This is a genomic window from Phaeobacter sp. SYSU ZJ3003, assembly GCF_041300735.1.
Taxonomy (GTDB): Bacteria; Pseudomonadota; Alphaproteobacteria; order Rhodobacterales; family Rhodobacteraceae; genus Phycobacter; species Phycobacter gallaeciensis_A.
Map to the genome: position 1 here is coordinate 1 of NZ_PXNU01000064.1, position 21906 is coordinate 21906.

The 21906-nt window shown below is 61.4% G+C and carries 20 protein-coding genes; 15 read left to right on the top strand and 5 right to left on the bottom strand.

What is annotated here, in order from left to right:
• The 4 genes from C6W91_RS18410 to C6W91_RS18425 form a co-directional block, all read right to left on the bottom strand.
• On the bottom strand, positions 1 to 306 hold a 306-nt coding region (locus tag C6W91_RS18410; protein WP_370571316.1), incomplete at its 3' end, for a hypothetical protein.
• Positions 307 to 346: 40 nt separating this feature from the next.
• Positions 347 to 1429, bottom strand: a complete 1083-nt coding sequence (locus tag C6W91_RS18415; protein WP_370571317.1) for a DUF2235 domain-containing protein — start codon at positions 1427 to 1429, stop codon at positions 347 to 349.
• Positions 1407 to 3704: a xanthine dehydrogenase family protein molybdopterin-binding subunit gene (locus C6W91_RS18420; protein ID WP_274838514.1), complete on the bottom strand. Its 2298-nt coding sequence runs from the start codon at positions 3702 to 3704 to the stop codon at positions 1407 to 1409. The genes C6W91_RS18415 and C6W91_RS18420 overlap by 23 nt, the downstream gene beginning before the upstream one ends.
• Positions 3705 to 3746: 42 nt before the next feature.
• A complete protein-coding gene (locus C6W91_RS18425) occupies positions 3747 to 4904 on the bottom strand; it encodes a type III PLP-dependent enzyme (protein WP_274838513.1) in 1158 nt (385 codons plus the stop codon).
• Positions 4905 to 5035: 131 nt separating this feature from the next.
• Here C6W91_RS18425 and C6W91_RS18430 point away from each other — a divergent pair, with 131 nt between their 5' ends.
• The 15 genes from C6W91_RS18430 to C6W91_RS18500 all read left to right on the top strand — a co-directional run bounded on the left by C6W91_RS18430 (position 5036) and on the right by C6W91_RS18500 (position 21029).
• Positions 5036 to 5479 carry an Lrp/AsnC family transcriptional regulator gene (locus tag C6W91_RS18430; protein WP_274835675.1) on the top strand — a complete coding sequence of 148 codons (444 nt, stop codon included), beginning with the start codon at positions 5036 to 5038 and terminating at the stop codon, positions 5477 to 5479.
• 340 nt (positions 5480 to 5819) lie between these two features.
• On the top strand, positions 5820 to 8957 hold the full coding sequence (locus C6W91_RS18435) for a valine--tRNA ligase (protein WP_274838512.1): 3138 nt from the start codon (positions 5820 to 5822) through the stop codon (positions 8955 to 8957).
• A gap of 172 nt (positions 8958 to 9129) precedes the next feature.
• Entirely contained in the window at positions 9130 to 9423 is a 294-nt protein-coding gene (locus C6W91_RS18440; protein ID WP_065270686.1) for a DUF1330 domain-containing protein, read from the top strand.
• Between the two features lie 41 nt (positions 9424 to 9464).
• Complete coding sequence (locus C6W91_RS18445; protein ID WP_065270687.1) at positions 9465 to 9947, top strand: TerB family tellurite resistance protein; 483 nt, start codon at positions 9465 to 9467, stop codon at positions 9945 to 9947.
• On the top strand, positions 9929 to 10369 hold the full coding sequence (locus C6W91_RS18450) for a TerB family tellurite resistance protein (RefSeq protein ID WP_065270688.1): 441 nt from the start codon (positions 9929 to 9931) through the stop codon (positions 10367 to 10369). Before C6W91_RS18445 ends, C6W91_RS18450 begins: the two co-directional genes overlap by 19 nt.
• On the top strand, positions 10366 to 11148 hold the full coding sequence (locus C6W91_RS18455) for a phosphate/phosphite/phosphonate ABC transporter substrate-binding protein (protein ID WP_370571320.1): 783 nt from the start codon (positions 10366 to 10368) through the stop codon (positions 11146 to 11148). The genes C6W91_RS18450 and C6W91_RS18455 overlap by 4 nt, the downstream gene beginning before the upstream one ends.
• A 202-nt stretch (positions 11149 to 11350) precedes the next feature.
• A complete protein-coding gene (locus C6W91_RS18460; RefSeq protein ID WP_065273507.1) occupies positions 11351 to 12097 on the top strand; it encodes an ABC transporter ATP-binding protein in 747 nt (248 codons plus the stop codon).
• Between the two features lie 44 nt (positions 12098 to 12141).
• On the top strand, positions 12142 to 12852 hold the full coding sequence (locus C6W91_RS18465; protein ID WP_065270690.1) for a transporter substrate-binding domain-containing protein: 711 nt from the start codon (positions 12142 to 12144) through the stop codon (positions 12850 to 12852).
• 128 nt (positions 12853 to 12980) lie between these two features.
• Entirely contained in the window at positions 12981 to 13862 is an 882-nt protein-coding gene (locus tag C6W91_RS18470) for an ABC transporter permease (RefSeq protein ID WP_082995986.1), read from the top strand.
• Positions 13859 to 14665, top strand: coding sequence for an ABC transporter permease (locus tag C6W91_RS18475; protein WP_274838510.1), 807 nt, complete (start codon positions 13859 to 13861; stop codon positions 14663 to 14665). The genes C6W91_RS18470 and C6W91_RS18475 overlap by 4 nt, the downstream gene beginning before the upstream one ends.
• 147 nt (positions 14666 to 14812) lie before the next feature.
• Positions 14813 to 16132 carry a glutamine synthetase family protein gene (locus tag C6W91_RS18480; protein ID WP_274832548.1) on the top strand — a complete coding sequence of 440 codons (1320 nt, stop codon included), beginning with the start codon at positions 14813 to 14815 and terminating at the stop codon, positions 16130 to 16132.
• A 57-nt stretch (positions 16133 to 16189) separates the two neighbouring features.
• The gene (locus C6W91_RS18485) at positions 16190 to 16870 is read left to right on the top strand and encodes a type 1 glutamine amidotransferase (protein ID WP_065270693.1); all 681 of its coding nucleotides are present in this window, start codon (positions 16190 to 16192) and stop codon (positions 16868 to 16870) included.
• Positions 16870 to 18228, top strand: a complete 1359-nt coding sequence (locus C6W91_RS18490; protein WP_065270694.1) for a glutamine synthetase family protein — start codon at positions 16870 to 16872, stop codon at positions 18226 to 18228. The genes C6W91_RS18485 and C6W91_RS18490 overlap by 1 nt, the downstream gene beginning before the upstream one ends.
• Before the next feature lie 73 nt (positions 18229 to 18301).
• Positions 18302 to 19612 (top strand): FAD-binding oxidoreductase, encoded by a 1311-nt coding sequence (locus C6W91_RS18495; protein ID WP_274838509.1) that lies wholly within the window; start codon positions 18302 to 18304, stop codon positions 19610 to 19612.
• Between the two features lie 208 nt (positions 19613 to 19820).
• Positions 19821 to 21029 (top strand): DegT/DnrJ/EryC1/StrS aminotransferase family protein, encoded by a 1209-nt coding sequence (locus C6W91_RS18500; RefSeq protein ID WP_274838508.1) that lies wholly within the window; start codon positions 19821 to 19823, stop codon positions 21027 to 21029.
• Positions 21030 to 21237: 208 nt separating this feature from the next.
• Here C6W91_RS18500 and phaR read toward each other — a convergent pair whose 3' ends face one another.
• Positions 21238 to 21804, bottom strand: coding sequence for a polyhydroxyalkanoate synthesis repressor PhaR (gene phaR / locus C6W91_RS18505; protein WP_065273509.1), 567 nt, complete (start codon positions 21802 to 21804; stop codon positions 21238 to 21240).
• Positions 21805 to 21906: the final 102 nt, after the last annotated feature.

The window sequence follows — 21906 nt, forward strand, 5'->3', positions numbered from 1 at the left end:
GGCCGCATAACCATGAAATCCGCAGCGTCGCCCGAAACGCTTTTCAACATCGATCGGGACATTCCCTAGCTTTTCGGGGGCACCAGACAAGCGATGCCTCTTTACGTAACAATCAACGCGCCAGTGCGGATTTACCCCTTCCGAGTAGTCAGGACGCCAGACAAAAAACCGGGCAACCGGTGTCAGTGTGGCGCCACTTCCTACTCGGTTTCCACGTCGATGGTAGATATCCCCAACTTGGTGTTCCTCACTGATCTGACACTCGGCTTCGTAGCTATCTGCTAAATCAAAGCGTTCTATTCGCATAGGAAAGCATTCCTCCACGCCCCTTGATCAACACGAAGGCTTAGCGTGCTGCGCGCGAGGGCCAGAACAGGCGCCAGGCCGAGCGCTTTTCCTTGATCACAAAACCCTTAGCACTGCTGTGCAGACGCTCGCTCGGGTCCTTGCCCACCGGACGGCGACTGCGCAGCAAGAAGATCTTACCCCAGCCGCGCCAGGTGCCGACCGATGGCGCGCCGGGATCCACCGGGAACCGCATGCGCCAATCCTGCGGCAGCGGCAATCCGCAATCCTCGGCCTTTTCCAGCATCCAGACCAGCGACAGGTTCGCGAGCGGCCGCGCCGCCTCAAAACCGCCAAGCTGCCCGCCCACATCCCCTTGGGCGCCGCGGAACCACATCTGCTCCACCCGGCCGTTGAACCCGTCGGGACAGGACCACAGCACCGGAGCAAAGACGTCGCGGGTCTCCTCCAGCGCCAGCGCATGATAGCCATTCTTCACATGCGGGCCCAATTCATCATTGTGAAAGCCATGCGGGTCCTTGGACCAGCGCCACAGCACCGGCAGACGAAAGCCCAGTGCCTTGACCGTATCCCAGACGCCGATCATTTCGATCTGGGTTTCAGCGTGGCAATAGGCATCGTGAAAGGCGCGCGCGATCTCCGCGTCCTGCCCCTGCTGGTAATGGCGGTAGGCGGTGCGGATATTGCGTTCGGTGGCGTGTTCGGGCCGCAGCAGGCCCACCTCGCCGATCACCCCGGCCAATGAGCGTACCGCATAGGCCCCGCGGCTGTATCCGATCAGGAAAATACTGTCGCCAGGCCGGTAGCGCGAGGCGAGATAGCCATAGGCACGACGGATCTGCCGGTTGATCCCAGTGCCCACCATGACATCCCGCGCACTGGACCAGCCCGTCCACTGCACGCCGGTTTCGTAGAATACGGAAACTTCCGGGCCGACCTCCTTGCACAGAAGGTAAGTCTGCCCGGCATGGGATTCATGGCCCGGCCGCAGCGAGGTCATGGTCCCGTCCAGAATGATCACATGGGCCTGCGGCCCGCGCAGCGCGGTCTCGGCGGAATGCTCGGACCGCAAAGGCCGCCCGAGCCATCCAAAGACACGTTTACTCAGCTGCGACAGAGACATCCCTTAGCACTTCCCATAGTTTCAACGGCGTGAACGGCATGTCCATCTGGTGCACACCACGTGCCCAGACCGCATCCTGCACCGCATTGGCGACCGCCGCCATGGCGCCCACGGTTCCGGCCTCGCCGCAGCCCTTCATCCCCATCGGGTTCTGGGTCGAGGGCACGGCCTCGGTCGCAAAGCCGATCATTGGCATATCTGACGCCCGTGGCATGGCATAGTCCATGAACGTTGCCGTGAGCAGCTGCCCCTCTTCGTCATAGACCACATGTTCCAGCATGGCCTGACCCAGGCCCTGCGCAACACCGCCATGCACCTGCCCTTCGGCCAGCGCCGGGTTGATCAGGTTACCAAAGTCATCCACCACAGTATAGCGGTCAACCTCGGACGCGCCGGTTTCCGGATCGATCACCACTTCGCAGATATGAGCCCCGTTCGGGAACGAGCGCCCCGGCAGCGTGGCCCGCGCCGAGTGACGCAGCAACTCGGTCCGGCCCTGCGCGCGGGCCATCTCGGCCGCTTCAAGTACGGTGGGGGTAACGTTGGATCCCGGCGCGCGGAAGGTTTCACCATCAAATTCGATTGCGTCTTCCTCGACACCCATTTCATCGGCGAGGAAAGGCGTAAAGGCCGCGACCATCGCATCGACGGTGGCAAGGGTGGCATTGGCCTGCGTGGTGACCGAACGCGACCCGCCTGTGCCGCCGCCCTTGGCGATCAGGTCACTGTCGCCCTGCACCACTTGGATCTGGTCTGCAGGAATGCCGGTCTGATCCGCAAGGAACTGCGCATAAACGGTTTCATGCCCCTGTCCGTTGCTTTGCGTGCCGACATAGATATTCACCCGGCCGTCCTCCAGAAACTCCACTTCCGCGCCTTCCGAAGGATCACCCAAAATGCTTTCGATATAGTAACACAGGCCGACGCCCCGCAGCTTGCCCGATGCTGCATCTGCAGCCTTGCGGGCCGGATAGCCTGCCATATCAGCCTCTTCCGCGGCGCGGCTCAGCACCCGGTTGAAATCACCGACATCATAGCTTTCGCCAGTGACGGTGGCATAAGGAAAGGCCGCCGGGGCGATGAAATTGCGGCGCCGCAGCTCCCAGGGATCAACGCCAAGTTCACGCGCGGCCCGGTCCATCACCCGCTCCAGCACATAGATCGCCTCGGGGCGGCCCGCGCCGCGATAGGCATCAACCTGGGTGGTGTTGGTATAGATCCCTTCGACACGCAACCAGGCGGTCTGGATGTCATAGACCCCGGCCAGAACACGGCTGAACAGGGTGGTCTGGATGATCTGGCCAAAAGGCGCGTTATAAGCGCCAAGGTTGCAACGGGTGTTCACCCGATAGGCGGTGATCTTCAGATCCGCATCAAAGGCCAGTTCCGCCAGCGAGGTCAGATCGCGCCCACCATTGTCCGACAGCATCGATTCCGTTCGGTCCCCAACCCAAAGCACCGGCCGTCCCAGAACCTTTGCCGCATGGGCGACAGCATAATATTCCGGATAGGGCTGCGATTTCATGCCAAAGCCGCCGCCCACATCCGGGGTCACCACATGTACCTGCTCTTCTTCAAGGCGCAGTTTATTGGCGAGGTTGGATTTGACGCCCCAGACGCCCTGCCCGCCAAAGGTGAAATGCAGACGGTCGTCCTTCCATTCGGCAAAACAGCCGCGCGGCTCCATCGAGTTGACGATGACCCGGTTGTCCTCGACTTGCAGCGCCACGGTATGAGCCGCCTCGGCAAAGGCGGCTTCGGTTGCGGCCTCATCGCCCATGCCCCAGTCAAAGCCGAGGTTGTCCGGCACATCCGGGTGCAGCGGCTCACCGCCCGGCGCGATGTCCATTTTCACCGGCAGGTCGTCGATTTCCAGCTCGATCAATTCTCCGGCATCGCGGGCCTGATCCATGGTTTCGGCCACAACAACCGCCACAGGTTCGCCCACATGACGCACGCGATCATGGGCCAGCATCGGCCGATGCGGTGCCGCCGCGCCCGATCCGTCGCGATTCTTAATCAGGATGCCATCGATTCCGGTGTCATAACCCGCCTCAAGATAGTCGGCATAGGTCACCACCATCTGCACGCCCTGGGCGGCGCGGGCGTCTTCGACGTCCAGCCGGGTGATCGTGCCATGCGCCACAGGACTGCGCAGAACCCAGCAGCGCAAGGCGCCCTGGGGCGCAGAATCCTCGATATAGCGGCCGTGTCCCGTCAGGAACCGGACATCCTCGACCCGTTTCACCGGCTGGCTTTTTCCGAACTTTTCCATGCTCATCCCCTTCGCGCGCTCAGTGCTGCTTTGGGGCCGACATTAGCCTCGCGTGCCAGCTTGTCCAGAGAGCTCGATCACGGTGGCCACATCCGAAAGGCCATAGCCATTGAATTGCGTGCTCATGGCGGAAGAATAAGCACCAAGCCCGGGGAACAGCACATAATCGCCTGTGACGCTGTCTTCGGGCAACGGCAGACCATCCGGAAGACGGTCCAGGCTGTCGCAGGTCGGGCCGAACACGATGCGCGGTTTGCGCGGCGCCGACCGGTGCTGCCCCTCGGCGCTGACCACGGTCACGCGCCCGGGCAAACCCATGTCGCGGATATCGACCAGCCCGCCATAGATCCCATCGTTGAGGTAGACCACACCGCCGCCCTGGCGCAGCCCCTTGATGCGGGCCGCCAGGGTAAAGGCCTCAGACACCATCGCCCGGCCTGGCTCACAGATCAGCTCTGGCGCGGCGTCACCAAAGGCATCGCGAACCGCAGTCCCAATAGCGGAAAACACCGTCTCAAGATCCGGCGCCACGCCATCGCGGTTGGCGGCAAAGCCACCGCCGACGTTCAGCCGCGCCACCTTTACCCCGGCGGCATCGACGATCCGGCGTGCGGCGTGGATATATTCGACCCAAGCCGAGGCATCCTCGCATTGGGTGCCGGGATGAAAACACAGAGCCGGTGTCCAGCCTTCTGCCGCCACCCGTTGCAGCAGCGCGATCGCCTCTTCCGGGGCGGCACCGAATTTGCTGCCGAAATCATAGGCTGCGCCCTCGACCGGCAAGGCAAAGCGCACCGCGATCTCGCAGTCGCGCGACACATCGGCCAGCTTGTCCAGCTCGCTTGCCTCGTCCACCGACCAGCTGGCCACGCCGTGGGCAATACCTGCGGTGATTTCCACATCCGAGCGCACCGGATTGTTGTAATGCATCACCGCATCCGCACTGGCGGCGCGCACCGCCTCCATTTCCGCAGGCGATGCCACATCAAAGGCCGACACCCCGGCGGCCACCAAATTGGACAGAACCGCCGGATGCGGGTTCGCCTTGACCGCATAGGTCACCAGCCCCGGAAAGCCGGTCAGAAACCGGTCCGCCACCGCGTGCAGCACCCGCGGCGAGAAATAGAGGATGGGATGATCCGGCTGCCGCCGCGCAAGATGCGTTTCGGGGTCAAGCCAGAGCGGGGGAATATGCTGCATAAGATCAAAGCCTTGTTGGACGGACTGCGTGCCGATTGACGGTTTTCTTGCATTTTCGCCCAGTAGCGCGTCGATTTCCCCCGTCAATATTGATATTATGACGAAAATTTCCGTCATTATGGCACAAAAAAATGCAGATAGACGAAACAGATCAACAACTTCTGGCGCTATTGCGCGACAATGCCCGCCGCCCGGTGGCCGAACTGGCGCGTCACCTCAATCTTGCGCGCACCACCGTTCAAACCCGGATCGAACGGCTGGAAACGCTGGGCGTTATCGCCGGATACACGCTGAAAATCTCCCCTGCAGTGCGCCCTCCCCTGCAGGCGACGGTGCTGATCTCCATCGAACCCCGCAGCGGCCCCGAGGTTCTGGCCCGTCTACGCAGCCTTCCGGGGGTCGAAGTGGTGCATACGACCTCGGGCCGGTTCGACCTGTTGGCGCAGGTCGTGGCCCAAACCACGGATGAACTGGACGAAACCATCGACCGCATTGGCGAGGCGCGCGGCGTCCGCTCTTCAGAAAGCCTGATCCACCTATCGACCAAACTGGACCGCAGCGGCAGCCGGGGCTAAGCGCCGCGCCCATCCTTCAACACCGGTGAAAACAGAATTTACAGAATTTACGGGGTGCCCAAAATAGTGCGCCCGGCCGACTTTGCGGGCATCCGCATCAAAGTCTGGCCGGGCGTCTCGTGAATGGCGGACCGAGGGGAGGACCCGCTGTTCTCTTCATAAATCACCCTAGCGGCTCAGAGTTAAACCACCGTTACCGCCCCGCGCGTTGACGGCGCCAAAACCCGCATTATTCCCCCCGCCTGCCTTATTTTCCTGCCCGCCTTGGCACTTTCCCTTTGCCGCCCCGTTCTATATGGGAGAACGCGACGAAAAATGACACGCACGCAGGACCAAACCGATGGCGATGGAAAAGACATTCAACGCAGCCGAAGCCGAAAGCCGTCTTTACGCGGCCTGGGAAGAGGCGGGCTGTTTCAAGGCAGGCGCAAACGCGAAGCCCGAGGCTTCCACCTATTGCATCATGATCCCGCCCCCCAATGTCACCGGCGTCCTGCACATGGGCCATGCTTTTAACAACACGCTGCAGGACATCCTGATCCGCTGGAAACGCATGCAGGGCTTTGACACCCTGTGGCAGCCTGGACAGGACCACGCCGGCATCGCCACCCAGATGGTTGTGGAACGCGAACTGGCGAAGAACCAGCAGCCCTCCCGCGCCGAACTCGGCCGGGAAAAGTTCCTGGAAAAGGTCTGGGACTGGAAAAGCCAGTCCGGCGGCACCATCGTCAATCAGCTGAAACGCCTCGGCGCCTCCTGTGACTGGTCGCGCAACGCCTTCACCATGTCCGGCGCCCCCGGTGCCCCGGAAGGCGAAGAGGGCAACTTCCACGATGCCGTCATCAAGGTCTTCGTGGAGATGTTCAACAAGGGCCTGATCTACCGCGGCAAGCGGCTGGTGAACTGGGACCCGCATTTCGAGACCGCGATTTCCGACCTTGAGGTGGAGAATATCGAGGTCGCAGGCCACATGTGGCACTTCAAGTATCCGCTCGCGGGCGGTGCGACCTATACCTACGTCGAAAAGGACGAGGACGGGAATGTCACGCTCGAGGAAGAGCGCGACTACATCTCCATCGCCACCACCCGCCCCGAAACCATGCTGGGCGATGGCGCGGTTGCGGTGCACCCCGATGACGCGCGCTATGCCCCCATCGTGGGCAAGCTGGTGGAAATCCCGGTCGGCCCCAAGGAACACCGCCGCCTAATCCCGATCATCACCGATGAATACCCCGACCCCGACTTCGGCTCGGGTGCGGTGAAGATCACCGGCGCACATGATTTCAACGACTACCAGGTGGCCAAGCGCGGCGGCATCCCGATGTACCGCCTGATGGACACCAAGGGCGCGATGCGTGCCGATGGTGCGCCTTACGAAGAGGCCGCAACCACGGCCATGGCCGTCGCCAAGGGCGAGCAGACCCTTTCGGAGGCCGAAGCCGACGCCATCAACCTGGTGCCTGAGGACCTGCGCGGTCTGGACCGCTTCGAGGCCCGCAAGGCCGTTGTTCAGCAGATCACCGACGAAGGTCTCGCCGTGATGGTGAAAGAGGCCAAGACGGACGACGAGGGCAACCTTGTCGAAACCATGGTGCCGCTGGTCGAGAACAAGCCGATCATGCAGCCCTTCGGCGACCGTTCCAAGGTGGTGATCGAACCGATGCTGACCGACCAGTGGTTCGTGGACGCTGAAAAGGTCGTCGGCCCGGCGCTGGAGGCCGTGAAGGACGGCACCGTCAGGATCTTGCCGGAGTCGGGTGAGAAGACCTATTACCACTGGCTGGAAAACATCGAACCCTGGTGCATTTCGCGCCAGCTGTGGTGGGGCCACCAGATCCCGGTTTGGTACGGCTTTGACCTCTCCGGTGAAGGGTTCACCGATGACGAGGGCGATGGCGCGCTTGATCTGGTCGAAAGCCTGCGCCTGATGTGGGAGCAGAAGCTGCTGATCGGCGAAGAGCCGCGCCATTGCGCCGCTGATTTCGACAGCGTCAAACCGCAATTCGACGACATTCTGGTTGGCCTGCCGACGCCGCTGAACCACGCGCAGGTGGTTGAAGTCGAAACCCGCGCCGATGCGGTCAAGGCCTTTGCCGCCGCGCTGGCCGAGTATGAAACCACGCAGGATCCGACCAAACTGGTCTACCCGGTCTGGCGTGACCCCGATGTGCTCGACACCTGGTTCTCTTCCGGTCTGTGGCCAATCGGCACGCTGGGCTGGCCTGAACAAACCGAGGAACTGGGCAAATACTTCCCGACCTCGACGCTTGTCACCGGGCAGGACATCCTGTTCTTCTGGGTTGCCCGCATGATGATGATGCAGCTGGCCGTCGTGGATCAGATCCCGTTCGACACTGTTTACCTGCATGGCCTTGTGCGCGACGCCAAGGGCAAGAAGATGTCGAAATCCACCGGCAACGTCATCGACCCGCTGGATATCATTGACGAATACGGCGCTGATGCGCTGCGTTTCACCAATGCGGCGATGGCGAGCCTCGGCGGGGTGCTGAAACTCGATATGCAGCGGATCGCCGGTTACCGGAACTTTGGCACCAAGCTGTGGAACGCCATCCGCTTTGCCGAAATGAACGGGGTCTTCACCGATGCGGTGCCGCAGACCGATGTGGCCGATCTGAAGCCCGCGCAGGCCGTCAACGCCTGGATCATCGGCGAGACCGCCCGCGTGCGTGAGGAAGTGGACGCAGCGCTAGAGGCCTATCGCTTCAACGATGCGGCGCAGGCGCTTTACGCCTTTGTCTGGGGCAAGGTCTGCGACTGGTATGTGGAGCTGTCCAAGCCATTGTTGCAGGGTGAAGACGCCGCAGCCCAGGCCGAGACCCGCGAGACCATGCGTTGGGTCATGGATCAGTGCCTGATCCTTCTGCACCCGATCATGCCCTTCATCACCGAAGAGCTGTGGGGCCAGACCGGAACCCGCACCAAGATGCTGGTGCATGCTGATTGGCCCGCCTACGCCGCCGCTGACCTGGTCAATGCCGAGGCCGACCGGGAGATCAACTGGGTGATCTCGGTGATCGAAAACACCCGCTCTGCCCGCGCCCAGATGCATGTGCCTGCGGGCCTCAAGGTCGCCATGTTGGTGACCGAGATCGACGAGGCCGCCCAAACCGCATGGGACCGCAACGAGGCGCTGATCAAACGCCTTGCGCGGATCGACAGCCTGACCAAGGTCGACAGCCTGCCGAAGGGCTGTGTCTCGATCTCGGCGCCCGGCGCTTCCTTCGGCCTGCCGCTCGCCGATATCATCGACATCGACGAGGAAAAGGCACGCCTTGAGAAAACCCTTGGCAAACTGGCCAAGGAACTTGGCGGCCTGCGCGGACGGTTGAACAATCCGAAGTTCGTGGCCTCCGCCCCCGATGAGGTGGTGGAAGAAGCGCGCGAGAACCTTGCCGCCCGCGAAGAGGAAGAAACCAAGATCAAAGAGGCGCTTGCCCGCCTTTCTGAACTCGGCTGACATACCCCTTGAAGCCGCCCGCGCAAAACGGGCGGCTTTCACTAGGCGCAACCCCGTTATTTAACGAATTTTTTAGATTTTCCGGAACCGAACGGGGAAATTCAGGCCAAGGCGGCCATTGTTTTTGTGTCGCTTCTGTTTCAGCTTATCAAAAAGACAAAAAGGATTCCGAATGCCAAAGGGATATTGGGTTGCCCATGTCGATGTTGACGATATGGAGCGTTACAAGGACTACGTGGCGGCCAACGCGGCGCCCTTTGCCGAATACGGCGCGAAATTCCTGGTGCGCGGCGGCGCGAAAGAAGTCCGCGAAGGACAAACACGCGCCCGTACGGTCGTGATCGAATTCAAGGATTTCGACACCGCAAAGGCCTGCTACGACTCGGTCGCCTATCAAGACGCCAAAGCGCTGCGCGATCCGGTCTCGACCGGCGACATGGAAATCATCGAAGGCTACGACGGTTAGAAACTGTTGGCCCCACCGGCGTTGCAGGGTATCCTGATCTCATGCTCAAAAAGCTCTTTCAAGCCTTCCGCCCGCCGCAGCCCCCTGCGCTGCCGGATCCCGACGCTGAACTGGCCCTCGGGGCGCTGATGGTGCGCGTGGCGCAGTCCGACCGGGAATATCAGCTGGAAGAGATCAGCCTGATCGACCGGATTCTGGCGCGGTTATATCAGCATAACGCCATTGAAGCGGCCAAGGTGCGCGCCAGCTGCGAAAAACTGCACGCCGCAGCGCCCGAGACCGATACATTTGGCCGCCTGATCCGCGAAACCACCGGGCTTGACGAACGGCTCGCCGCGCTGGACGCCCTGTGGGAAGTGGTGCTGGCGGATGGCGACGAACACGAGGGCGAAGTCAAGATTGTGGAAGACGCCCGCAAGGCCATGGGCCTGTCCTATGCCGACAACGAAACCGCGCGGGAGCGGGCGCGCCGCAAACTCGCCAACGCCTCAGAGGAAACTCAGACTTGTTCCAGGACCTCCTGAACCGCCTTCTGTCCCCCGCGAAGGTCACCCTCGCGGATGAGGACGCCCGACTGGCCCTCTGCGCCCTTCTGGTGCGCGTCGCACGATCGGATCACAACTACTCCGAAGAGGAAAAGGACCGGATCGACCGCATCAACCAATCCCGCTACGGGCTGGACATGGGAGGCGCGATCCTGCTGCGCGAAGAGGCAGAGGCGATGGAGGCCGAAGCCCCCGACACCGTCCGTTTCACCCGCGCCATCAAGGATGCCGTACGCTATGAGGACCGTACTGCGGTGATCGAGGCGCTGTGGATGGTCGCCTTGGCTGACGGCCACAGAGATGACAGCGAGGATACGTTGCTCCGGCTCTCCTCCAGCCTGCTTGGGGTGAACGACCGGGACAGCGCCCTGGCCAGACAACGTGCGGAGGCTGCACTGTGATTGCTTTTCTTGGAATGTACGACCGCCCGGAAACCGCCGAGGCCAATGACCGTCTTTGGGCGGCAATACGTGAGGCGCTGGACGGCGAATGGGACGTCCCGGAGACGCTGGACCGCAAAAGCGATCCCTGGAGCGCCTGGACGGCAAAGAACCTGGTGCTGGCCCAGACCTGCGGCTGCCCGCTGCGCACCCGCCTATACGGCGAGGTACAGCTGATCGGGACCGCCGATTACGGCCACGCAGGCTGCGCGCCGGGGCATTACTACAGCGTCTTTGTTGCCCGCAAAGATGCAGATCTCTCCCGCCTGAGCCAGCTTGATGGCAAGGTCTTTGCCTATAACGACGGCCTGTCGCAATCCGGCTGGGCCGGACCGCTGATCCATATGCAGGATGAAGGCATGCTGCCCGGCGAATTGCTGGAGACTGGTGGCCACCGGGAGTCTGCTCTGGCCGTGGCAGAGGGGCGCGCCGATTTTGCCGCCCTTGATATCCTATCTTGGGAATTGATGCAGCAATACGACGATTTCGCCGCCGACCTTCAGGCCTTTGAGCGCACCGCGGAGACCCCCGGCCTGCCCTTTATCACGGCCATCGGGAACGCTCCGGACGTGCTGTTCAAGGCGATTGAAACCGCGATTTCCAACCTCAACGAGGACACGCTGGCGACGCTGCACCTCAAGGGTATCGTACAAATTCCCATGTCCGATTATCTGGCGGTGCCGACACCGCCCGGCCCAGTGCTGACCGGACAAAAGATCCGCGCCCGCGCCAAGGCCTGATGCATTGTCCGTTTTGTCGGCAGGCCTGACCGTTTCGCAGGAAACCACGGATCTTTGTGCGGTTTGAACATTGCAATTCGGCTTTTTTTGGGTCCAATAAGACAAAATTTTATCCAACCGGACGACGCGCACCTTGACCGAAACAACGACCAAAGCAACGCCTGCGAGCAAAACTGCACCCGACGCCACTCCGGTTCTGGAGATGCGCGGTCTGCATAAATCCTATGGCGATCTGGAGGTCATCAAGGGCGTCGACATCACCGCCCCGCGCGGCGCCGTGGTGTCGCTGATCGGCTCATCCGGGTCTGGCAAATCGACGCTGCTGCGGTGCTGCAACCTTCTGGAAGACAGTCAGCAGGGGGAAATCCTGTTCAAGGGCGAGCCGATCAAATGGGTCGGCAGCGGCCTGAGCCGTCGCCCTGCCGACGCAAAACAGGTTCTGCGCATCCGTACCAACCTGTCGATGGTGTTCCAGCAGTTCAACCTGTGGTCCCATATGACCATCCTGCAAAACGTGATGGAGGCGCCGCTGACGGTGCTGAAACGCGACCGCGCCGAGGTTGAAGCTTCTGCGCGCAAATATCTCGACAAGGTCGGCATCGGCGACAAATGCGACGTTTACCCGGCGCAACTGTCGGGTGGCCAGCAGCAGCGCGCCGCCATCGCCCGCGCTCTGTGCATGGAGCCCGAAGCCCTGCTGTTCGACGAACCCACCTCGGCGCTCGACCCGGAACTGGAGCAGGAAGTCGTCAAGGTGATCAAGGATTTGGCCGCCGAAGGCCGTACCATGATGATCGTGACCCACGACATGAAGATGGCAGAGGACGTCTCCGATCACGTCGTGTTCCTGCATCAGGGATTGATCGAGGAGCAAGGCACCCCGGCCGAGGTCTTTGGCAACACCAAATCCGAACGACTGAAGGCTTTCCTGTCTTCGACCAAACGCTAAAACCAATAAAACGACCAATAACCAACCAAAACGGGAGTATACTCATGAAATCCATTCTTCTCGGCACCGCCGCCCTGGCCCTGACCGCAGGCGTGGCACTGGCAGATACCGTGCGTCTGGGCACCGAGGGCGCCTACCCTCCCTACAACTTCATCAACGACAAGGGTGAAGTGGACGGGTTCGAGCGCGAGCTGGGTGACGAGCTGTGCAAACGCGCCGAGCTGACCTGCGAATGGGTCACCAACGACTGGGATTCGATCATCCCGAACCTGACCTCGGGAAACTACGACGCGATCATCGCGGGCATGTCGATCACCGAAGAGCGTGAAGAAGTCGTCGACTTCACCCAAGGCTACACACCGCCGTCGCCCTCGGCCTATGCCGCGATGTCCAGCGATGTGGACCTGACCGGTGGCATCATCGCCGCCCAGACCGCAACCATCCAGGCCAACCACGTGGTCGACACCGGCGCGACCCTGGTGGAATACCCGACCCCGGATGAAACCATCGCAGCCGTGAAATCCGGCGAAGCTGACGCCGTTCTGGCCGACAAGGATTACCTGGAGCCGGAAGTCGAAGCCTCTGACCTGGTCTTCGTCGGTGACGATGTACCGCTGGGCGGTGGCATCGGCATGGCCTTCCGCGAAAGCGATGACGAGCTGCGCGGCAAGTTCGACGCCGCCATCACCTCGATGAAGGAAGACGGCAGCCTGAACGAGCTGATCACCAAATGGGAAGTCGGCGGCACCTGGTAAGCCACGCCTGCCCTTTCCAAGAGACTGGCAAAGGGGGGCACTGCTCCCCTTTGCTGTATTCCCCCCGTTGCGCGCATGATCCGGCTCCGTCAGGAGGGATGCGGGTGACATAGACGACGAGGTCAGCCATTTTCTCCTATTGCTCAGACCCGGCCACCCTGGAGGGCCTCCAGTGGCTGTCATGTTACCTGACCACCGGAAAGCACATGGGATTTTATCTCGCTTTCGGGACGGTCCTGCTGCTGCTCGCCATCACTGCGCCGCTGGCGCTCCTGTTCGGCTTTGGTGGCGCTATTGCAGCCCGCTCTCACTTCCCGCCCCTGTCCTGGCTGGGCAAGGGATACATCGCCATCGTGCGCGGTGTGCCCGACATTGCCTTCTTCCTATTCTTCGTCATCGCGCTGGATCAGGGAATTGAATGGCTGCGCCACAAGGTCAAATGCCCGGACTGGGATCAACCGATCCGCCAGGGCAGCGATTTTCTGGTCTGCGACATCGCCAAGATGCCGCTGGGCACCTCGCCGCAGTGGATCCACGAAGTCTACGGCTTCTCCCTTGCGGTGGTGACCTTCGCTATCGTGTTCGGCGCCTTTGCGGCCAACGTGCTCTATGGCGCGATGAACGCGGTGCCGCGACCGCAGATCGAAACCGCCGAGGCCTATGGCATGACACGCAGGCAGGCCTTCTGGCGCATTCAGGTGCCGCAGATGTGGACCTATGCCCTGCCCGGCCTGTCGAACCTCTGGATGGTGCTGATCAAGGCGACGCCGCTGCTGTTCCTTCTGGGCGTCGAGGATATCGTCTACTGGGCGCGTGAACTGGGCGGCTCCAAGACGGCCAAGTTCACCGATTACCCGCACGGCGACTGGCGCATGTGGTATTTCCTGGCGCTGCTGGTCTTCTACCTCGCCTTTACCAAGGTGTCAGAGGTGGTGCTGGCCCGGATCACGACCCGCCTGTCGCATGGGCAAGCCACCCTGGGCGGTGAAGCGCAGAGGAAAGCCAAATGAGCTGTATCGAGACCATTCAGGCCTACGCCTTCCGCTCACTTGGTTACGGGGAACGCCTGCTGCCGCGCAGTGATTTCACCCTGTGCGAACATTTCACCCTGATCGGATCAGGGATGATCTGGAACATCTATTTCGGCACCCTTGCGGTGATTACCGGCTTCTTCTTTGCCAACCTTCTGGCGGTGGCAAAAAACTCGCAGTCCGCGGTCTGGCGCAAACCGGCAGAATGGTTCATCTTCGTCTTCCGGGGATCGCCACTCTTCATCCAGTTCTTCTTTGCCTATTTCCTGTTCCTGGAAATGAAGGGCTTCTCGCCCATCCTTGATGCCTTCTCCTCGGCCTGGTTGGGGGCGCTGGTGGTGTTGTTCTTTAACACCTCGGCCTATAGCGCCGAGATCTTCTATGGTGCGCTGCGATCAATCCCCAAGGGCGATATCGAGGCGGCGGATGCCTATGGCCTGTCGGGCTGGCACCGGTTCCGGCGCATCATGTGGCCGACGATGATGCGTCTCGCCTGGCCGTCCTACACCAATGAGGCAATCTTCCTGTTCCACGCCACAACGCTGGTCTTCTTCTCCGGCTTCCCAGCCTGGCGGCAAAAGGGCGATGCGCTCTATTACGCGAATTACTTTGCGGACAAGACCTTCAACCCCTTTGTGCCCTATCCGATCCTGGCCTTCTATTTCATCCTGCTGACGCTTTTGATCATAGGTCTGTTTGGCCTTGTGAACAAAAGACTGAACCGGCACGTACCGAAGGAAAGACGGGTCAAAATGCGGTTCAGGCCAAGCCTTATCCGCTGAACGCCGCCACGGAATAGCACTTTGAAAATGGCTCCTTCGGGGGCCATTTTTTGTGCGCAGGCGCGGCTGCGACAATTTTTGATCAAATTTTGATTGCGTCTTTACGCGGCTCGGGTAGAACTATGGTCAGAAACAATGGAGCCCCCTATGGACCTGTCCGGCCTCAGAACCGTCCGCATTGCCGCCTGTGACATGAACGGACAGATGCGCGGCAAGCGCATGCCCGCAAGCGCAGCACATAAGCTGGATGATGGCACCGCGCGGATGCCGGTCTCGGTGCTCAACGTGGATATCTGGGGGCGCGACATCGAAGACAGCCCGCTTGTGTTCGAGACCGGCGATGCCGATGGCATCCTGCTGCCCACGGACCGGGGCGCCGTGCCCATGCCCTGGCTGAGCACGCCGTCCGCCCTGGTTCCGATGACCATGATGCTTGAGGATGGAACGCCGTTCATGGGCGACCCCCGTCAGGTTCTGGCTCATGTCCTGGAGCGTTATGCGGCGCGGGGATGGAGTGTGGTTGCCGCCACCGAGATGGAATTCAACCTTGTGGATGATGGCGGTGCCCAACCCGGCCCGCCGATTGATCCGCTCACCGGACGCGAGCTGGACCAGCAATCGGTTCTGTCGGTGGCCGAGCTTGATGCCTTTGACGCCTTCTTTTCCGATGTCTACGAGGGCGCCGAGGCGATGGGCATTCCCGCCAAGGACGCCATCTCCGAGGCCGGCCTCGGCCAGTTCGAGATCAACCTCGACCATCAGGATGCCATGCGCTGCGCCGACGATGCCTGGCTGTTCAAGGCCTTGATCAAAGGTCTGGCACGCAAACACGGGTTTGCGGCGACCTTCATGGCGAAACCCTATGCCGAGGAAGCCGGCAATGGCATGCACGTGCATTTCTCGGTGGTCGATGAGGCTGGAAACAACATTTTCGACAATGGCACCGACGCCGGGTCCGAGCTGCTCCTGAACGCGGTGGCCGGTTGTCTGGCCGCCATGCCTGCCAGCACCCTGATCTTTGCGCCCCACGGCAATTCCTATGACCGGCTGATCCCCGGCGCCCATGCACCGACCAGCGCGGCCTGGGCCTATGAAAACCGTACCGCCGCAATCCGTATTCCCGGCGGCAGCCCCAAGGCGCGCCGGATCGAACACCGCGCCGCAGGCGGGGACATCAACCCCTACCTGATGCTGGCCACTGTACTTGGCGCGGCCCTTGTCGGGATCGAGGACGCGATGCAGCCGCCTGCCCCCTCGAGTGGGAATATCTATGACATCAAGGGCCTGCCGCAGCTTGCCGCGACATGGCAGGAAGCAATCGACCTGTTCGAGAGCGATCCCATCATCGCCCGCATCCTGCCAAAAACCGCGATCCGCAATCTGGTGATGACAAAACGGCAGGAACTGGAGGAATTCGCCCGCCGCCCTAAAGAGAGCCACTGGCTGTCCTGGCTCGAAGCGGTATGATCCCTTGCCTGGCCTTTATGGCTCGGCTACAATAAATTTGATCAAATTTGGTGACCCATGAAAATCGGCATTCTGCAAACCGGCCATGCCCCGGACGACCTGATCGACAGCTCAGGTGATTACGACCAGATGTTCTGCGACCTGCTGGCCGGGCACGGTTTTGAATTTCAAACCTGGGCCGTAGTCGATGGGGCGTTCCCGGACGGTCCCGATGCGGCGGACGGCTGGATCATCACCGGATCCAAACACGGCGCCTATGAAGACCATGACTGGATCCCGCCGCTAGAGGAGTTGATCCGCAAGATCGACGCCGCGAAACGCCCCATGGCAGGGATCTGTTTCGGACATCAGATCATCGCACAGGCCCTCGGCGGCAAGGTCGCCAAATTCGATGGCGGCTGGGCGGTGGGTCATGTGACCTATGAACAGGACGGCCAGCCGGTGACCCTGAACGCCTGGCATCAGGATCAGGTTGTGACCCGCCCCAAAAGCGCCCGGGTGCTGGCCGGCAACGATTTCTGCGAAAACGGAATTCTGGCCTACGGTGACCACATCTGGACCGTGCAGCCCCACCCCGAATTCTCCAACAGTTTCGTACAGGGCCTGATCGAGAAACGCGGCCGCGGCGTAGTGCCGGACCCCATTCTGGAGCGCGCCGCCGCAGGCCTCAGCACCCCCGTAGACAACCTTAAGATCGCAACCTTCCTCGCAGAGTTTTTGAAGAAAGAGAGGACCTGATGTCCGCCTGGCTCGATACGCTTCCCGACGCCGCCAAATCCTACCTGGAGGGCCGTCGTCTTGACGAGGTGGAATGCGTTATCTCGGATCTGCCGGGCATCGCCCGCGGCAAGGCTGTCCCGGCCACCAAATTCGCCAAGCAGGAATATTTCCACCTGCCCGACAGCATCTTTTACCAGACCATTACCGGGGACTGGGGTGAGGCCGCAGACGAGGATGGCTTCATCGAAAAGGACATGACGCTTTATCCCGACATGACCACCGCCACGGCGGCGCCCTGGACCGGGGACTGGACGCTTCAGGTCATTCACGATGCCTTTGACCGCGACGGCAACCCGATTGCCTGCTCGCCCCGCAATGTGCTGAAACGCGTTGTGCAACTCTACCACGACAAAGGCTGGGAGCCGGTGGTGGCCCCCGAGATGGAGTTCTTCCTGGTTGCCCGCAACGTCGACCCGGCCCATGAGATCAAACCGATGATGGGCCGCTCGGGTCGCCCCGCGGCGGCGCGACAGGCCTATTCCATGACGGCCGTGGACGAATTCGGCCCGGTGATCGACGATATTTACGATTTCGCCGAGGCACAGGGATTCGAGATTGACGGCATCACCCAGGAAGGCGGCGCCGGGCAGCTGGAAATCAACCTGCGCCACGGCGATCCAGTGAAACTGGCGGATGAGGTCTTCTACTTCAAACGCCTGATCCGTGAGGCCGCACTGCGCCACGACTGTTTCGCCACTTTCATGGCCAAACCGATCGAGAATGAGCCCGGATCGGCCATGCATATCCACCATTCGATCATCGACAAGGCCACCGGAGAGAACATCTTCTCCGGACCCCAGGGCGGTGAAACCGACGCCTTCTATCACTTTATCGCCGGTCTGCAGAACCACCTGCCCGCCGGGATCGCAGTGATGGCACCCTATGTGAATTCATACCGCCGCTACGTGAAGGATCACGCCGCGCCGATCAATCTGGAATGGGGCCGCGACAACCGCACCACCGGCATCCGGGTACCGCTGTCCAGCCCCTCGGCCCGCCGGGTGGAAAACCGACTCGCTGGCATGGATTGTAATCCCTATCTGGGGATCGCCGTGTCACTGGCCTGTGGCTATCTTGGCCTGATCCAGGAGGAGCGCCCGCGCCGCCAGTTCAAGGGCGATGCCTACGAGGGCGAAGGCGATATTCCGCAGGTCATGGGCCAGGCCCTGGATCTGTTCGATACGGCCACCGAACTGCACGAAATCCTCGGCCCCGAGTTCGCGCGCGTCTATGGCATCGTCAAACGCAGCGAATACGAGGAATTCCTGCAGGTGATCTCCCCCTGGGAGCGTGAACACCTGCTGCTGAACGTCTAGGCAGCAACCGTTCCTGCCCAATTCCCGACCACCGTGCCGCTGCTGCGGCGCGCCCGCCCGCATGAGGTAATCTATGGCTTTGAACCTGCTTTATTCCAACGACCGCAAGGGAAAGTACCCTGCCAGCTGGTACAATGCGACGGCAACAGAGCAAAAGCCCTATGACGCCCTGCGCGGGGACATACGGGCCGATGTCTGCATCGTTGGCGCGGGCTACACCGGCCTGTCCGCCGCGCTGCATCTGGCGGAGGCAGGCATGGAGGTTGTGCTTCTCGACGCCCACCGCGTCGGCTTTGGCGCCTCCGGGCGCAATGGCGGGCAGCTCGGCAGCGGACAGCGGATGGATCAGGAAGATCTGGAAAGCTTCATGGGCGAAGCCGAGGCCCTGAAGCTCTGGCGGCTGGGGGAAGAGGCCAAGGATCTGGTCAAATCCCTGATCGCCCGGCACGATATCGACTGCCACCTGAAACCCGGCGTGGCGTGGACCGGCTCCTCATGCAGTGAGGTGTCGCATCTGCACGACTATGCACGCCACCTGCAGGATTGGTACGGCTACGATCAGATCGAAGTTCTGAACGACGATGCATGCCTCAAGCTTTGCCCTTCGCCCGATTACAAGGGGGGCTTTCTGGATCATGGCGCCGGGCATCTGCACCCGCTGAACTATGCGCTTGGCCTCGCCCGCGCAGCCGAGGCCGCAGGCGCCAAGATATACGAGCAGAGTGAGGCACTGGAGATCACCGAAGGCGCCGAGGTCACTGTGCGCACCGCCGAAGGCACGGTCACGGCAGACCACCTGATCCTGGCCTGCAACGGCTATCTTGGCGGTCTCAACCGTCAGGTCGCGGCCAAGGTCATGCCGATCAATAATTTCATCGTCGCAACCGAGCCTTTGGGGGATCGCGCTAATCAAGTGCTGACCCGCGACGTGGCGGTGGCGGACAGCAAATTCGTGGTCAACTATTTCCGCCTCAGCCATGACAAGCGGCTGCTGTTCGGCGGCGGCGAAAGCTATGGCTATCGCTTCCCCGCCGATATCGAAGCCGTGGTACGCAAGCCGATGCATCAGATCTTTCCGCATCTGAGCGACGTGCGCGTCGATTACGCCTGGGGCGGCACGCTGGGCATCACCATGAAACGGATGCCCTATCTGGCACGGCTGGCGCCAAATGTCCTGTCGGCCTCCGGCTATTCTGGCCATGGGGTCGGCACCGCCACCCACGCCGGGCAATTGATGGCGCTTGCCATTCAGGGGCAGACCGAAGGCTTTGATACCATGGCACGGGTTCCCGCCCCGGCCTTCCCCGGTGGGCCGCGCATGCGCTCACCGCTGCTGGCCCTCGCCATGACCTGGTACGCGCTGCGCGACCGGCTTGGTATCTGATCCGGCTCTGATCCCCTCCTCTTTTGCCATCCCCTGCCGGGACCGACGGCCAGAACGCACCCCGTGCCTTCTGGCCGTTGTCGCTCTGCGCGCCTTCGCAACAGTTCTGTGAAATTTTCACCCCTGCGCCGGGAAATGCACCGTCGGCCTTGGCTTTGCGCGCCCATTGTTTTAGATTTATGAAATGATCCATTTGGGAAATTGAAATATGACGCAGCCACCGAATGTTCACGACGCCGAACCGATCCCCGCAGCAGCCCGCGAAGCCATTGATGCGCTGATGCAATCCGGCGATCTGTTTCGCTATACCGCGCCCCAGGATGCCCCTGTTGCCCTGCTGGAACAGGAATTCGCAGAACTCATTGGCTGCAAATATGCCCTCGCCGTCTCTTCCTGCTCGGCTGCGCTGTTCCTGTCGCTGAAGGCGCTGGACCTGCCGCGCGATGCCCGCGTCCTGATCCCCGGCTTCACCTTCGCCGCGGTGCCCTCTTCGGTGGTACATGCCGACTGCGTTCCGGTCCTCTGCGAAGTTGGCGAGAACTACCGCATCGACATGGCCGATTTTGAGGCCCGTCTGGATCAGGATATCGCGGCTGTCATCATCAGCCACATGCGCGGTCACACCTCGGATATGGACGCGATCATGGCGCTTTGCGATGCGCGCGGCATTCCGGTGATCGAAGATGCGGCGCATTCGCTTGGCACCACCTGGAACGGTCAGAACATCGGTACCATCGGCCGGATCGGCTGCTTCTCCTTCCAGTCCTACAAGATGCTCAACGCAGGTGAAGGCGGCATCTTGATCACCGATGATGCCGAACTGGTCGCCCGCGCGGTCATCATGTCCGGCGCTTATGAGCACAACTGGCAAAAGCACAAAGGCCCCCGCGGCGAAAACACCCCGGATCTGGCGCAGGCCTTTGCCAAGTGGCAGAACCAGCTGCCGCTTTATAACCTCCGGATGAGCAATCTGTCGGCTGCCGTCATCCGCCCGCAGATCCCGGAACTGGCCCGCCGGGTCCGCGATGGTCTGAAGAATCACGATTACGTCGCCGCCCGTCTGAACGCCGCGCCCTATTTCGATGTGCCCGCCCCGCTGGCGCCCGAACAGCGCGCCCCGGATTCGATCCAGTTCAATCTGGTTGGCATGACCGAGGACGACATCAGGGCCTTCTCCAAATCCGCCGCGGAAAAAGGCGTCAAGGTGCAGGTCTTCGGCCTCTCCGAGGACAACGCCCGCGCCTTCTGGAACTGGCAGTTCCTCAAGGACCTGCCCGAGCTGCCGCAGACCCGCGCAATGCTGATGAAAGCCTGCGACGTGCGCCTTCCGGTCCGCCTCACCAAGGATGAGCTGGACGTGATCGTCGACATCCTACTCACTGCCGCCAGCGAAACCATGGAACGGGTCGCCGCCTGAACCGGCCCGGCGGTCTGCTCCGCCGGGCGACCGCCCGGCGCCGAGCCCAACGGATCCGGATCCCCCAATGGGGTGTCCGGGATCGGGTGGGAGCCTACCGCCCCTTGCAGACTTATCGCGCAGTAAAGCCTGACCCTAGATACGAAAAAACCCGGGCTTGCCCCGGGTTTTTCTCTTTCATCGGATCAGACGCTTTCTCGTGCGTCCGTCACTTTATCTTCGAAAGCTTGTCCTGCAATTCGCTCAGCTGGCGCTTGATCGATTCCAGATCTTCTTCGCCATCAGCATCCGATTTCGCGCCTTCCGGTTCCGGGCCGCTGCCGCCGCTCCAGCCGCCGGACAGGCCACCGGTCATTGCCTTGAGGAAAGCTTCCTGCTGAACCTTCATCGCTTCGAACCCCGGCATGGTGGCCATCGGGTTCATCGCCGACATGTTTTCCATCATCTTGGACTGGCTGTCGCGCAGCATATCGAATGAGGTCTGCAGGAACTGCGGCATTACCCCGCCGCCTGGCACCATATAGCTGCGGACCAGATCATTCAGCACATTCACCGGCAGCACGTTTTCTCCGCGGCTTTCGTGTTCTGCAATGATCTGCAGCAGATACTGGCGTGTCAGGTCGTCCCCCGTTTTCAGGTCGACGATCTGGACCTCGCGTCCATCCCGGATAAACCCAGCAATATCCTCCAGCGTGACGTAGTCGCTGGTCTCCGTGTTATACAGCCGACGGCTGGCGTAGCGTTTGATAAGCAGGGGTTTTTCCTGTTCCGCCATGGTCATACCTCCCCAGACATGATGCATTGCAGAAACCCTATGCGAGCGCAGAACAAAAGAAAAGCCTCGCGCCGCTTTGGAAAACAATTGTTCTCACTGTCC

Excerpts from the sequence above, each read along its gene's own strand:
- C6W91_RS18415 (WP_370571317.1), bottom strand. The coding sequence starts at position 1,429 with ATGTCTCTGTCGCAGCTGAGTAAACGTGTCTTTGGATGGCTCGGGCGG.
- C6W91_RS18420 (WP_274838514.1), bottom strand. The coding sequence starts at position 3,704 with ATGGAAAAGTTCGGAAAAAGCCAGCCGGTGAAACGGGTCGAGGATGTC.
- C6W91_RS18425 (WP_274838513.1), bottom strand. The coding sequence starts at position 4,904 with ATGCAGCATATTCCCCCGCTCTGGCTTGACCCCGAAACGCATCTTGCG.
- C6W91_RS18430 (WP_274835675.1), top strand. The coding sequence starts at position 5,036 with ATGCAGATAGACGAAACAGATCAACAACTTCTGGCGCTATTGCGCGAC.
- C6W91_RS18435 (WP_274838512.1), top strand. The coding sequence starts at position 5,820 with ATGGCGATGGAAAAGACATTCAACGCAGCCGAAGCCGAAAGCCGTCTT.
- C6W91_RS18440 (WP_065270686.1), top strand. The coding sequence starts at position 9,130 with ATGCCAAAGGGATATTGGGTTGCCCATGTCGATGTTGACGATATGGAG.
- C6W91_RS18445 (WP_065270687.1), top strand. The coding sequence starts at position 9,465 with ATGCTCAAAAAGCTCTTTCAAGCCTTCCGCCCGCCGCAGCCCCCTGCG.
- C6W91_RS18460 (WP_065273507.1), top strand. The coding sequence starts at position 11,351 with ATGCGCGGTCTGCATAAATCCTATGGCGATCTGGAGGTCATCAAGGGC.
- C6W91_RS18465 (WP_065270690.1), top strand. The coding sequence starts at position 12,142 with ATGAAATCCATTCTTCTCGGCACCGCCGCCCTGGCCCTGACCGCAGGC.
- C6W91_RS18475 (WP_274838510.1), top strand. The coding sequence starts at position 13,859 with ATGAGCTGTATCGAGACCATTCAGGCCTACGCCTTCCGCTCACTTGGT.
- C6W91_RS18480 (WP_274832548.1), top strand. The coding sequence starts at position 14,813 with ATGGACCTGTCCGGCCTCAGAACCGTCCGCATTGCCGCCTGTGACATG.
- C6W91_RS18485 (WP_065270693.1), top strand. The coding sequence starts at position 16,190 with ATGAAAATCGGCATTCTGCAAACCGGCCATGCCCCGGACGACCTGATC.
- C6W91_RS18490 (WP_065270694.1), top strand. The coding sequence starts at position 16,870 with ATGTCCGCCTGGCTCGATACGCTTCCCGACGCCGCCAAATCCTACCTG.
- C6W91_RS18495 (WP_274838509.1), top strand. The coding sequence starts at position 18,302 with ATGGCTTTGAACCTGCTTTATTCCAACGACCGCAAGGGAAAGTACCCT.
- C6W91_RS18500 (WP_274838508.1), top strand. The coding sequence starts at position 19,821 with ATGACGCAGCCACCGAATGTTCACGACGCCGAACCGATCCCCGCAGCA.
- phaR (WP_065273509.1), bottom strand. The coding sequence starts at position 21,804 with ATGGCGGAACAGGAAAAACCCCTGCTTATCAAACGCTACGCCAGCCGT.